This is a genomic window from Cupriavidus sp. FW305-26 (assembly GCF_058787975.1).
On record NZ_JBYTAH010000002.1, the window covers coordinates 198,638 to 210,847 of the forward strand.

The window sequence follows — 12,210 nt, forward strand, 5'->3', positions numbered from 1 at the left end:
ACGGGTGGCAAGCCGGGCAAGTGGCGGGCGCGTGAGTGTTGATGCCGAATCTTACGACGACTGCGCCCGGGCCGGCATGGCAATGGATCCATGCCGGCCGGCACATCGCCAGCTCCCCCAGGCGCGGAATGAGTAATGGCTCAAAAGCAGCCGCCGACTGGTTTCCCAGTGCGCTTCAGGTGATAGAGTCCGTCCCCGGCAACGCAAGCAAGCTTCTAACGCTTGTATAGTGTATCTATACGCTATACATTCTTTGCTACCTGGAAATCGATGATCAAGAGTTTCGCCCATGCGGGCCTCAAACGTTTCTTCGAGACTGGCTCCAAGGCGGGAATCCAGCCGCATCACGCGCAGAGATTGCGCAATCAGCTCGGTGCGCTGGATCACGCCACGAGACCCCGGGACATGGGGGTGCCAGGTTGGAAGCTGCATCAACTGGGCGGCGACATGTCCGGCCCTGGTCTGTCAGCGTCAATGGCAACTGGCGGCTGACATTCATGTTCGACGGCATCGACGTCATCGTCGTCGATTACCAGGACTACCACTGAAGGACTTCATCATGACGCGCATGCACAACCCGCCGCACCCCGGCGCGGTGCTGGCCGATTGGCTCGCTGGCATGGACGATATGACCATTACGGCGTTCGCCGCGCACATCAGCGTGACGCGCGCAACGCTCTCGCGCATCCTGAATGGTCATGCATCGATCACGCCGGATATTGCCATTCGCCTGGAAGAAGCCCTGGGCGCGAGCCGCGAGATGTGGAGCGGCATGCAGATGGCATACGACCTCTGGGTCGCGGCGCAAAGGCCGCGCAAGCGCATCAAACGGCTGCCCCGCCCCGCAGGCAAGGCTGCGGAGGCCGATCTCGCCTGAGGGACATGCGGGCTACGCAAAAAGGCGAGGCCGCTCGCGCGCCTCGCCGTGAACCGAGCGGCCCTTCAGTTGAGATGACCGACCGCGCGCAGGTATTCGTTCTTCTTCTCGAAGATCAGCGCGCTCAGAAAGGCGGCGTCATAGGCGGCCAGCAAGTGCGCGTGGTGTTCTTCGATATAGCGGGCCACGCGCGCCTTCTCGCATTCGATGCCGCACAGCCATTCATACATCTCGGCGTCCCAGCGGAAGCGCAGGCCCAGCTCGATAAACGCGGCGTTGTAGGCGGCGAGCTGGGTGTCGCGCGGAATGGGTTGGTTATCGGTGCCGACCGTGATGGCAGCCTGGCTGCTTTCCTGCTGGACCTGGTTCATGCTCGTCTCCTCAGATGCGCTGTAGCGGTTGGGTTGAGACAAGCATAGGGACCGCGGATGATTTACGATAATTAAAGTTTCATAGCGAAACCATAATCAATTGTTTATGCATTCTGACTGATCAAACCTTCCGCCCCGGTAATCCGCTCGATCAGTCCCGCGCCTTCCTCCATCAGGAACTGCTTGAACGCCAGCGCCACCGGTGGCAGCCGCTTGTTCTTGCGGTGCACCACATACCAGTTGAGCATCACCGGGAAGCCCTCGATGTCCAGCACCGCGAGCTTGCCGGCCTGCAATTCCAGGCCGACCGTGTGCGCCGACAGGAAGGCGATGCCCATATTGGCGATCACGGCCTGCTTGATGGTCTCGGTGCTCTTGATCTCCATCGCGATGCGCATGTTCGACAGACGCCCGGCAAAGCCCTCCTGCATTGAATTCCAGGTATCCGAGCCTTTCTCGCGTGAAACGAAGGCTTCATCAGCCAGCTCGGCCAGCGGGATATTGCGCTGTCCGACCAGCGGGTGGGTGGGCGCAGCCACGATGACATAGGGATGGGGGGCGAAGGCCTCGTTGATGGTGTCCATGCCTTCGGGCGGACGCACCATCACCGCCAGGTCGGTCAGGTTGCCGGCCAGCTGGTGCAGCAATTCCTCGCGGTTATGCACGGCAAGGTTCAGCGTCACGCCTTCATGGCGGTTCATGAACTCGGCCAGCAGGCGCGGAAAGAAATAGTCGCCGGCGCTGATCACCGCCACGTTGAGCCGGCCGCCGGAGATGCCCTTGAGCTGGGACATGGCGTCTTCGGCCTCGCGGAACTGCTGGATGATGCTGCGGCTGTAATGCAGCATCTCGTGGCCCGCCGGGGTCAGGTAGATCTTCTTGCCCAACTGCTCGAACAGGGGCAGCCCCACGTGGTGCTCCAGCTGCCGCACCTGGGTCGATACCGCGGGCTGCGTCAGGTGCAGTTCCTCGGCAGCGCGTGAAAAGCTCATATGGCGGGCGACGGTCTCAAAGACCTTCAACTGCCGCAGTGTGGCGTTCCTCATCCTCGTCCCGTGCAATATATAAACGATTGGCTATATAAACGATAAAAAACTTTATGCAGTGCTGATCTTAGATTCAAGTAGCATCAATCGTCGGATTTGCCTGCCCCGCCCCGAATCCGGCTCTCCGGCTTGCGCCAGGAGCCCGCCAATGGCCACAAGCATGGCCGATAACAACGATGGCTGCCTACAGCCACGACAAAAAATACACAAGGAGACTACCGTGACCGGACTGAATGCAACGGTGCGTGCAACGCGGCACCCCGCCATGCCTGAAGAGACCCGTCGCAGCCACGCCGATGCGGGGCAGGGGGGCAGGTCGTGAATATCTCGCTCCCCCAACTGAAGGCCTTCGCCGCAGTGGCGCGGCACAAGAGCTTTACGCGTGCCTCGGTTGAGCTGGGCCTGACGCAATCCGCGGTCAGCCGCAGCGTGCGTGAACTGGAAGATGAGATCGACCAGCGCCTGTTCGACCGTACCACGCGCCAGGTGGAACTGACCGATGCCGGCCAGCACCTGTCGCAGCGCATCTGCCACCTGATCGAAGAGGTCGAGCAGACCCTGCGCGACAGCCAGAGCGCCAGCCGTCCGTGCCAGGGCCTGGTGCAGATTGCTTCGGATCCGGTGCTCAGCTCGATGTCGGTGCCGACGTGGCTGGCCGGCTGCCGGCAAGCATGGCCGGCGATTGCCATCCACCTGAAGGACCGCTCGCAGGAGTCGGTGCTGCAAAGCGTGCGCAGCGGCGAGGTGGACTTCGGCATTGCCACCGATCCGAAGCCAACCGACGACCTCTATTGTGAACCGCTGTGCGTCGATGCCTACCACGCCGTCCTGCCCGCCCAGCACCCGCTGGCGATGCGCGACGCGGTAGGGTGGGGCGACCTGAGCGATGCCCGCGTGCTGGCCCTGGACCAGCAGTGCGGCATGCAGCCCGCGGTGGAGAAGGCGCTCAGCAGCTATCACGTGCGCGCGGGCTCGCTGCAGTTGCTCGGCCACTTTGCAGCGGTGTTCGGCATGGTGGCGCTGGGCCTTGGCATCGGCGTGGTGCCGTCGCGTGCCCAGGTGGGCGGCATGAATCCGGCGGCGGTGATGCGGCCGCTGCGTCCGCAGGTGACTTCCACGGTGATGCTGGTTCGGCGCAAGAGCCGCTCGCTCAAGCCCAATGCCGCGGCAATCTGGGATGCCTTGCGTGGCCAGGAATATCAGGAGTCGCCGGTGGTGCATCGAAAAACCACCATGGTGTGAGGCAATCGGCTCATCAGGGGGCATGGGGCGGGCATTCGTTGTATTAGTGCAAAACTTCTATTGATATATCACATACAGGATATTTACACATAGTGCGGTGCAGCATATAATGAAAACTCCTGATCACAACGCTATTGGAGTTTTCAAATGGAAGTCGCTCTTCTCTTCGCTCTTGGCCTGGGCCTGATTGCTGCCGGTGCCGGCGTGACCACGCTGCTGGCCACGCGCCTGCCGATGGACGTGCTGGTGACCGCGCAGGAGCACGGTCGCTTTGCCGGCCTGGGCTCGAACCAGGAAGGCGATGGCGTGGGCCGTGCCAGCCCGTCGCGCATCGTGCCCGCTGCCGGTGAACTGGCCTACGCGTAATGCGCGCCGGCGCCATGCGCCATCGCGCTGAACCGCGCAACCAGCAAGGGTTGTAGCGGCCGGCACCCCTTGTGGCAGTACCTCGGTTGACACCTGATCTGCGGCATTCGCCGCGAGCCAGGGCAGGGTTCTGCACGAACCTGCGGCCGCCACCATCTTCCTCCCCGATCGCTGCCAGCGATCGCCCTGCACGACCCCTCTTCCTGCGCCCCGGTTCCAGGCCGGCAGGCTCCCTGCTGTGTCTTTAACGCCGCTTCCGGCGTCGTTCCCAAGCCATACGCGCGTCACCAGACATTAATGTATGCATCTAGGGACTTTCCCCAATTCATCGTTTTCCCGATTTTTCCGGGGCGCGATCCCCGGCATTCTTGCGGATGCCATCAGTCGGCCGATTAATGTGCCGATGCATGGCAACTGCTTGATTTCCAACGACTCCGGATGCTGTCGGACCGGCCATTGATGCAGTGTGCGCACCAGTCGCACTGCAGCAACGGCCACCCAGGCGTCACTCACCGCGATCCCATGCTGCAGAGCCGCGACGAATACGCTTGACTTACCTGATATATCACATACCGTATAGCACTAGAACGGCTCAGCTGTTCTTTGACTGAGAGTCACGCAGAGGCGTCTACAGGCGCCCATCTTCCACCTTGGCGGCACGCCGCTATAAGGAGACATCATGGAATTGCAGCAGAGGGAGTCCACGTCGCGCTTTGCGTCGCCGTGGGTGCAACTGGTATTCGGCGTGATCTGCATGGCGATGATCGCCAACATGCAATACGGCTGGACGCTGTTCGTCAACCCGATCGACGACAAGTACCACTGGGGCCGCACCGCGATCCAGGTGGCCTTCACCATCTTCGTCGTGACGGAAACCTGGCTGGTCCCGATTGAAGGCTATCTGGTCGACAAGTACGGCCCGCGTCCGGTAGTGGTGGGCGGCGGCCTGCTGTGCGCCATTGCCTGGGCCCTGAACTCGGTGGCGTCCTCGCTGCCCATGCTTTACTTCGCGGCGGCGATCGGCGGCCTGGGCGCGGGCGCTGTGTATGGCACCTGCGTGGGCAACGCGCTGAAATGGTTTCCCAATCGCCGGGGCCTGGCAGCGGGGATTACCGCAGCCGGTTTCGGCGCGGGCTCGGCGCTGACCGTGGTGCCCATTGCCAACATGATCAAGACTTCGGGCTATGAGGCTGCGTTCCTGTGGTTCGGTCTTGGCCAGGGCCTGATCGTGTTCATCCTGGGCATGGCCCTGTACCCGCCGTCGGCCAAGATCCTGAGCGAGGTCAAGTCCACGCTGAAGGCTGCCGCAACCTACAACGCTTCGCCGCGCGAGGTGCTGAAGTCGCCGATCTTCTGGGTCATGTACGCGATGTTCGTGATGATGGCCGCCGGCGGCCTGATGGCCACCGCCCAGCTCGGCCCGATCGCCAAGGACTTCGGCCTGCACGACGCCCCGATCTCGATCCTCGGCCTGACCTTGCCGGCGCTGACCTTCGCACTGACCATCGACCGCGTGCTCAATGGCCTGACGCGCCCGTTCTTCGGCTGGATCTCCGATCATATCGGCCGTGAACGCACCATGTTCTTTGCCTTCGGGGTCGAGGCCATCGGCATCCTGCTGCTGTCCAAGTACGGCCACCATCCGGTTGCCTTCGTGGTGCTGACAGGCGTGGTGTTCTTTGCCTGGGGTGAGATCTACAGCCTGTTCCCTGCCACCTGCGGCGACACCTTCGGGCCGAAGTTTGCCGCCACCAACGCGGGCCTGCTGTACACCGCCAAGGGCACGGCCGCGCTGCTGGTGCCGTTCTCCAGCGTGATCACCACTGCCACCGGCAGCTGGCATGCGGTCTTCATGGTGGCCTCCGGCATGGCGGCATTGACCGCGGTGATGGCGCTGTTCGTGCTCAAGCCGATGCGCGAGGCCCATGCCCGCAAGTATGTGCATGCCAATGCCTCGGCACCGATGGGCTACCGTACCGTGCCGGAAGACCTGACCTGATGAAGAAAGCAGTACGGCGCCTCCGGCGCCGGCAGGATCCGGACGTGGCGGCTGCGATGCGTGCACAGGCGCCGCGCCCGGTAGCACAATACGAAAAATAGAAAGAGCGACAGGGAGGCGGCCCGCCGGGCGCCTTCCTGATCGCACATCGGATACCCACAAACAGAATCCAGGCACGCCATGAACCAGGTTGTCATTCCTCTCGAGGCGACGGGGCTCGGCCGGCAGCGCAAGCGCCGCCAGCCCAAGGGCCGGCAGGTAGACGCGGCCGCGCTGGCCGAAGTGCGCGTGGCGCTGGGCGACATGCCCCGCCGGCGCGACTTGCTGATCGAACACCTGCACTGCATCAACGACCGCTACGGCCAGCTGGCGATGCCGCACCTGGTGGCGCTGGCCAGCGAACTGCGGCTGTCGATGACCGAGGTCTATGAAGTCGCCACCTTCTACCACCACTTCGACGTGGTACGCGAGGACGCCGACGGCCAGATCGCACCGCCGCCGGCGTTGACCGTGCGCGTATGCGAAGGCATTGCCTGCGAGCTGGCGGGCGCACAGGCGCTGATCGACAAGCTGCCCGCGCTGCTCGGCACTGACGTGCGCGTGGTGGCCGCGCCCTGCATCGGCCGCTGCGAGAAGGCGCCCGCGGCGCTGGTCGGGCAGAATCCGGTCGACACCGCCACGGCCGAGGCCATCGACGCCGCCGTGCAGGCAAAGGCCGTGCGCCATGCGCCCGAGCCCTATATCGGCTACGACGCTTACCGGAAGGACGGCGGCTATGCCTTGCTGAAGTCCCTCGCCAGCGGCGACCTGGATCCGGCCGCCGTGCTGTGCACGATGGAGGACTCCGGCCTGCGCGGCCTGGGCGGCGCAGGCTTCCCGACCGGGCGCAAATGGCGCATCGTGCAGAACGAGCCCGCGCCCCGGCTGATGGCCATCAACATCGACGAGGGCGAGCCCGGCACCTTCAAGGACCGCGTCTACCTGGAACGCGATCCGCACCGTTTCCTGGAAGGCATGCTGATCGCGGCGACGGTGGTCAACGTGTCAGCGATCTATATCTACCTGCGCGACGAATACGCCGGCTGCCGCGAGCTGCTGGCGGAAGAACTTCAGCGGCTGCAGCAAGACCCGCCAATCCCCGGCCTGCCGACGATCGAACTGCGCCGCGGCGCGGGCGCCTATATCTGCGGCGAAGAGTCGGCCATGATCGAGTCGATCGAAGGCAAGCGCGGCATGCCGCGGCTGCGCCCGCCCTATGTGGCGCAGGTGGGCCTGTTCGGACGGCCCACGCTGGAACACAACTTCGAGACCCTGTACTGGGTGCGCGACATCATCGAGAAGGGCGCCGAGTGGTTTGCCTCGCAGGGGCGCAACGGGCGCAAGGGCCTGCGCTCGTTCTCGGTCTCGGGCCGCGTGAAACGCCCCGGCGTGCACCTGGCACCGGCCGGCATTACCGTGCGCGAGCTGATCGATGAATACTGCGGCGGCATGCTCGACGGCCATGCGTTCTACGGCTACCTGCCGGGTGGCGCCTCGGGCGGCATCCTGCCGGCGTCGATGGGCAATATCCCGCTGGACTTCGACACGCTGCAGCCCTACGGCTGCTTTATCGGCTCGGCCGCGGTGGTGATCCTGTCCGACCAGGACAGCGCCACGCAGGCAGCGCGCAACCTGATGCACTTCTTCAAGCACGAGTCCTGCGGGCAATGCACACCGTGCCGCACCGGCACCGCCAAGACGCTCGACCTGATCCGCCAGCCGAAGTGGGACCTGCCGGCGCTGGATGACCTGTCCGCGGTGATGCGCGATGCATCGATCTGCGGGCTGGGGCAGGCCGCGCCCAATCCCGTCGACTGCGTCATCAAGTACTTCCCGCACGAACTGGCCTGAGAGACTGACATGAATGCACTGACCCGCGCCGAACGCGCGCTTGTCGAATCCGCCGAGCCAGCCGTCACCTTCACGCTCAATGGCCGCGAGGTGAGCGCCCAGCCCGGCGAAAGCCTGCTCAAGGTGGCCCAGCGCGAAGGCTTCGACGTGCCGCACCTGTGCTACAAGGACGGCCTGGAGCCCGCCGGCAACTGCCGCGCCTGCATGGTCGAGATCCAGGGCGAGCGCGTGCTGGCCCCGTCCTGCTGCCGCTATCCCGCCGAGGGCATGCAGGTGCAGACCGAATCCGAGCGCGCCCGCCGCGCCCAGCGCACGGTGCTGGAACTGCTGCAGTCGGACATGCCCGAGACCGACTACACCCGCCACAACGAGCTGGACCAGTGGGCCGCGAAGCTGGAGGTCGGCAAGCCGCGCTTTGCCCCGCGCGAACGCGTGGCGGCGGATTTGTCGCATCCGGCCATCGCCGTCAACCTGGATGCCTGCATCCAGTGCACGCGCTGCCTGCGTGCCTGCCGCGACGAGCAGGTCAACGACGTGATCGGCCTGGCCCTGCGCGGCGACGAAGCCCGCATCGTGTTCGACATGGACGACCCCATGGGCGCGTCGACCTGCGTGGCCTGCGGCGAATGCGTGCAGGCCTGCCCGACCGGTGCGCTGATGCCCGCGCGCGACGCCGCGCTGGCGGTGCCGGACAAGCAGGTGGACTCGGTCTGCCCGTACTGCGGCGTGGGCTGCCAGCTGACCTACAACATCAAGGACAACCGCATCCTGTTCGTGGAAGGGCGCGATGGCCCGGCCAACCACGAGCGGCTGTGCGTGAAGGGCCGCTACGGTTTTGACTACGTGCAGCATCCGCAGCGCCTGACGGTGCCGCTGGTGCGCCGCGAAGGCGTGCCCAAGCAGGGCGATTTCGTCATGGATCCGGACCACGTCATGGACGTGTTCCGCGAGGCCACCTGGGAAGAGGCGCTGGCGCTGGCTGGCGGCAAGCTCGCGCAGATCCGCGACACCCACGGCAAGCGCGCGCTGGCAGGGTTTGGCTCGGCCAAGGGCAGCAATGAAGAGGCCTACCTGTTCCAGAAGCTGGTGCGCACCGGGTTTGGCAGCAACAACGTCGACCACTGCACGCGGCTGTGCCATGCCTCGTCGGTGGCGGCGCTGCTGGAGGGGATCGGCTCGGGCGCGGTATCGAACCCGGTGATGGATGTCGACAAGGCCGAGGTGGTGATCGTGATCGGCGCCAACCCGACCGTGAACCACCCGGTCGCGGCCAGCTGGATCAAGAATGCGGTGAAGAACGGCACCAAGCTGATCGTGGCAGATCCGCGCCGCTCGGACCTGGCGCGCTTTGCCCATCGCTTCATGCAGTTCAAGCCCGATGCCGACGTGGCGCTGCTCAACGCGATGATGCATGTCATCGTCACCGAGGGCCTGGTGGACCAGGACTTCATCGACAGCCGCACCATCGGCTTTGACGAGCTGCAGCGCAATGTCGCGGCGTACAGCCCGGAACTGATGGCGCCGGTGTGCGGCATCGAGGCCGAAGTCATCCGCGAGGTGGCGCGGCTGTATGCCACGTCCAAGGCCTCGATGATCCTGTGGGGCATGGGCGTGTCGCAGCACGTGCACGGCACTGACAACGCGCGCTGCCTGATCGCGCTGGCGCTGATGACCGGCCAGATCGGCCGCCCCGGCACCGGCCTGCATCCGCTGCGCGGCCAGAACAACGTGCAGGGCGCGTCCGATGCCGGCCTGATCCCGATGATGTACCCGGACTACCGCCGCGTGGACGATCCCGTGGCGATCGCCAGCTTCGAGGCGCTGTGGGGCATGCCGCTGGACCGCCAGCCCGGCCTGACCGTGGTCGAGGTGATGCAGGCGATCGAGCGCGGCGAGGTGCGCGGCATGTACATCATGGGTGAGAACCCGGCGATGTCAGACCCCGACGCCGAGCATGCGCGCGAGGCGCTGGCCTCGCTCGACCACCTGGTGGTGCAGGACATCTTCCTGACCGAGACCGCCTACCTGGCCGACGTGGTGCTGCCGGCTTCGGCCTTCCCGGAGAAGACCGGCACCTTCACCAACACCGACCGCACCGTCCAGCTCGGCCGCCAGGCATTGAACCCGCCGGGGCAGGCGCGCCAGGACCTGTGGATCATCCAGCAGATGGCGGCGCAGCTGGGGCTGGACTGGCACTACGACGGCGTGGCCGAGGTCTTCGACGAGATGCGCCAGGCCATGCCCAGCATCGGCGGCGTGACCTGGGAGCGGCTGGAGCGCGAACACGCCGTGACTTATCCGTGCAAGGAAGAGGGCGACCCGGGCGAACCGGTGATCTTTATCGACAGCTTCCCGACCGCCAGCGGCCGGGGGCGCTTCGTGCCGGCCGACATCATCCCGGCAGCCGAGCGGCCCGATATCGACTACCCGATGGTGCTGATCACCGGCCGCCAGCTCGAGCACTGGCACACCGGCAGCATGACGCGGCGCGCCGGCGTGCTGGATGCGATCGAGCCCGATCCGGTGGCGCTGGTGCACCCGCTGGACCTGGACGCGCTGGGCGGCAAGCCGGGCGACGTGGTCACGCTGGCATCGCGCCGCGGCGAAGTCACGCTGTACGCGCGGGCCGACGCCGGCACGCCGCGCGGGGCGGTGTTCGTGCCGTTCTGCTATTACGAGGCGGCGATCAACAAGCTGACCAATGCGGCACTGGACCCCTTCGGCAAGATCCCGGAGTTCAAGTACTGCGCGGTGAAGATGGCACTGGGCGGCGCGCCGCCGGAGCAGTCGAGCTACGGCGGCGGGCAGATCCTGGCGGCGGTGTAGGGCCGACGGCAAGCCCTGGCGGGGCCGTCTGCGCGGGTAGCGCAGGCGGCCCTTTTTGTTGGGTGATTATCCGGAGTTTCGGGAAATTGATTGCTGTAGCTTCCGGCTAATCAAATCAATCGTGACAGGCTACGCTTCGGTTCATTCCCTACACAACCCGGAGCCCGCCATGAAAGCCATCGGCCTGACCCAGTACCTGCCCATCTCCGACCCGCGTTCGCTGCAAGACGTGGAGATCGACATGCCCAGCCCCGGCGGCCGCGACCTGCTGGTGAAGGTTGAGGCCGTCTCGGTCAACCCGGTCGACACCAAGGTGCGCGCGCCCAAGGCGCAGGTAGAGCCCGCGCCGCGCGTGCTGGGCTGGGACGCGGCCGGCACGGTGGCCGCCGTGGGGCCGGAGGTGACCCTGTTCAAGGTCGGCGACCCGGTCTACTACGCGGGCAGCATCACTCGGTCCGGCTCCAACGCCGAGTTCCACCTGGTCGATGAGCGCATCGTCGGCCACAAGCCTGCCTCGCTGGATTTCGCCAACGCGGCGGCGCTGCCGCTGACGGCGATCACCGCCTGGGAGGCTCTGTTCGACCGGCTGGGCATTTCGCCCAATGGGGATCACGCCGGGCGCCCGGTGCTGATCATCGGCGGCGCGGGCGGCGTGGGCTCGATCGGCATCCAGCTGGCCAAGGTGCTGGCCGGGCTGACCGTGATCGCCACCGCGTCGCGGCCCGAGTCGCAGGAATGGTGCCGCCGCCTTGGCGCCGACCATACGGTTGACCATCGCGGCGACCTGCCGGCGCAGCTGAAGGCGCTGGGATTTGCCGAGGTCGACTACATCCTCTGCTTCAACGATATCGACGGGCATTTCCCGGCGATGGCTGAAGTGGTCGCCCCGCAGGGCAAGATCTGCACGATCGTCGCAAACACGCGGCCGTTGCCGGTGGAATTGCTCAAGAACAAGAGCGCCACCTTCGTCTGGGAATTCATGTTCACGCGCGCCATGTACAGCACGCCCGACATGGTCGCGCAGCATCGTCTGCTTAACGAGGTCACGCGGCTGGTCGATGCCGGGCGCCTGCAGACCACGCTGGGCGAGAACCTGGGGCGCATCAATGCGGAGAACCTGCGGCGCGCGCACGCCATGCTGGAAGGCGGGCGCACTATCGGCAAGCTGGTGCTGGAAGGGTTCTGAGCCGGCGTGCCGCGCCCGGCAAACGACAACGCCCGCCGGGATGTCCCGGCGGGCGTTGCGCGTTCCCGGGGCAGGGGTCAGCCCATCTTGCCGAGGATGCTCTGCATCTCGTCGCTATTGAAGGCGCGCAGGGTTTGGGTGCGCACGTTGCCGGCTGCGCCGATGGTCAGCCCGAAGCTGGTCATGGTCTCGTCGTCGGGCGCTTCGACGGTGAGCACGATGTCGTATTCGCCCAGCGTCCAGTAGATGTCTTTCATCTGCACGCCCAGGCGTGCCCCCATCTCGCGCACGGCGGCCGCGCGCTTGGTGGTGTCCTTGACGGTGCGGATGCCCTGGTCGGTGAAGCTGGCTAGCACGATGTAGCGGGTCATGGCGGGACCTCCGGTTATGGTTGGATCGGTCGCCGT

At 65.4% G+C, this 12,210-nt stretch carries 10 protein-coding genes and 1 pseudogene; 8 read left to right on the plus strand and 3 right to left on the minus strand.

The window, feature by feature from the left end:
- The first annotated feature begins 270 nt into the window (after positions 1-270).
- A pseudogene (locus AC3WQZ_RS02540) lies at positions 271-548 on the plus strand (type II toxin-antitoxin system RelE/ParE family toxin).
- A gap of 11 nt (positions 549-559) precedes the next feature.
- Positions 560-877 (plus strand): HigA family addiction module antitoxin, encoded by a 318-nt coding sequence (locus AC3WQZ_RS02545; RefSeq protein WP_010810210.1) that lies wholly within the window; start codon positions 560-562, stop codon positions 875-877.
- A 65-nt stretch (positions 878-942) separates the two neighbouring features.
- On the opposite strand, the gene AC3WQZ_RS02550 is transcribed toward AC3WQZ_RS02545, so the two are convergent.
- Both AC3WQZ_RS02550 and AC3WQZ_RS02555 read right to left on the minus strand, forming a co-directional pair.
- Positions 943-1,248, minus strand: a complete 306-nt coding sequence (locus AC3WQZ_RS02550) for an HAD family hydrolase (protein WP_010810209.1) — start codon at positions 1,246-1,248, stop codon at positions 943-945.
- Positions 1,249-1,352: 104 nt separating this feature from the next.
- Positions 1,353-2,294, minus strand: coding sequence for a LysR family transcriptional regulator (locus AC3WQZ_RS02555; RefSeq protein WP_492299988.1), 942 nt, complete (start codon positions 2,292-2,294; stop codon positions 1,353-1,355).
- 318 nt (positions 2,295-2,612) lie between these two features.
- Between AC3WQZ_RS02555 and AC3WQZ_RS02560 the strand changes: the two genes are divergently transcribed.
- From AC3WQZ_RS02560 to AC3WQZ_RS02585, 6 genes are all read left to right on the plus strand, one after another.
- Positions 2,613-3,536, plus strand: coding sequence for a LysR family transcriptional regulator (locus AC3WQZ_RS02560; protein ID WP_010810207.1), 924 nt, complete (start codon positions 2,613-2,615; stop codon positions 3,534-3,536).
- A 147-nt stretch (positions 3,537-3,683) separates the two neighbouring features.
- Positions 3,684-3,902 (plus strand): hypothetical protein, encoded by a 219-nt coding sequence (locus AC3WQZ_RS02565; protein ID WP_010810206.1) that lies wholly within the window; start codon positions 3,684-3,686, stop codon positions 3,900-3,902.
- A gap of 679 nt (positions 3,903-4,581) precedes the next feature.
- On the plus strand, positions 4,582-5,901 hold the full coding sequence (gene oxlT, locus AC3WQZ_RS02570; RefSeq protein WP_010810205.1) for an oxalate/formate MFS antiporter: 1,320 nt from the start codon (positions 4,582-4,584) through the stop codon (positions 5,899-5,901).
- A gap of 180 nt (positions 5,902-6,081) precedes the next feature.
- Complete coding sequence (locus AC3WQZ_RS02575) at positions 6,082-7,791, plus strand: NADH-ubiquinone oxidoreductase-F iron-sulfur binding region domain-containing protein (protein WP_010810204.1); 1,710 nt, start codon at positions 6,082-6,084, stop codon at positions 7,789-7,791.
- Between the two features lie 9 nt (positions 7,792-7,800).
- Positions 7,801-10,617, plus strand: a complete 2,817-nt coding sequence (gene fdhF, locus AC3WQZ_RS02580) for a formate dehydrogenase subunit alpha (RefSeq protein WP_010810203.1) — start codon at positions 7,801-7,803, stop codon at positions 10,615-10,617.
- A gap of 169 nt (positions 10,618-10,786) precedes the next feature.
- A complete protein-coding gene (locus AC3WQZ_RS02585) occupies positions 10,787-11,803 on the plus strand; it encodes a zinc-binding alcohol dehydrogenase family protein (RefSeq protein WP_010810202.1) in 1,017 nt (338 codons plus the stop codon).
- Positions 11,804-11,880: 77 nt separating this feature from the next.
- On the opposite strand, the gene AC3WQZ_RS02590 is transcribed toward AC3WQZ_RS02585, so the two are convergent.
- Positions 11,881-12,174, minus strand: coding sequence for a GYD domain-containing protein (locus AC3WQZ_RS02590; RefSeq protein WP_010810201.1), 294 nt, complete (start codon positions 12,172-12,174; stop codon positions 11,881-11,883).
- Positions 12,175-12,210 lie beyond the last annotated feature (36 nt).

Coding starts and splice junctions, on each gene's coding strand:
- oxlT (WP_010810205.1), top strand. CDS start 4,582: ATGGAATTGCAGCAGAGGGAGTCCACGTCGCGCTTTGCGTCGCCGTGG.
- AC3WQZ_RS02575 (WP_010810204.1), top strand. CDS start 6,082: ATGAACCAGGTTGTCATTCCTCTCGAGGCGACGGGGCTCGGCCGGCAG.
- AC3WQZ_RS02555 (WP_492299988.1), bottom strand. CDS start 2,294: ATGAGGAACGCCACACTGCGGCAGTTGAAGGTCTTTGAGACCGTCGCC.
- AC3WQZ_RS02590 (WP_010810201.1), bottom strand. CDS start 12,174: ATGACCCGCTACATCGTGCTAGCCAGCTTCACCGACCAGGGCATCCGC.
- AC3WQZ_RS02565 (WP_010810206.1), top strand. CDS start 3,684: ATGGAAGTCGCTCTTCTCTTCGCTCTTGGCCTGGGCCTGATTGCTGCC.
- AC3WQZ_RS02585 (WP_010810202.1), top strand. CDS start 10,787: ATGAAAGCCATCGGCCTGACCCAGTACCTGCCCATCTCCGACCCGCGT.
- AC3WQZ_RS02550 (WP_010810209.1), bottom strand. CDS start 1,248: ATGAACCAGGTCCAGCAGGAAAGCAGCCAGGCTGCCATCACGGTCGGC.
- fdhF (WP_010810203.1), top strand. CDS start 7,801: ATGAATGCACTGACCCGCGCCGAACGCGCGCTTGTCGAATCCGCCGAG.
- AC3WQZ_RS02545 (WP_010810210.1), top strand. CDS start 560: ATGACGCGCATGCACAACCCGCCGCACCCCGGCGCGGTGCTGGCCGAT.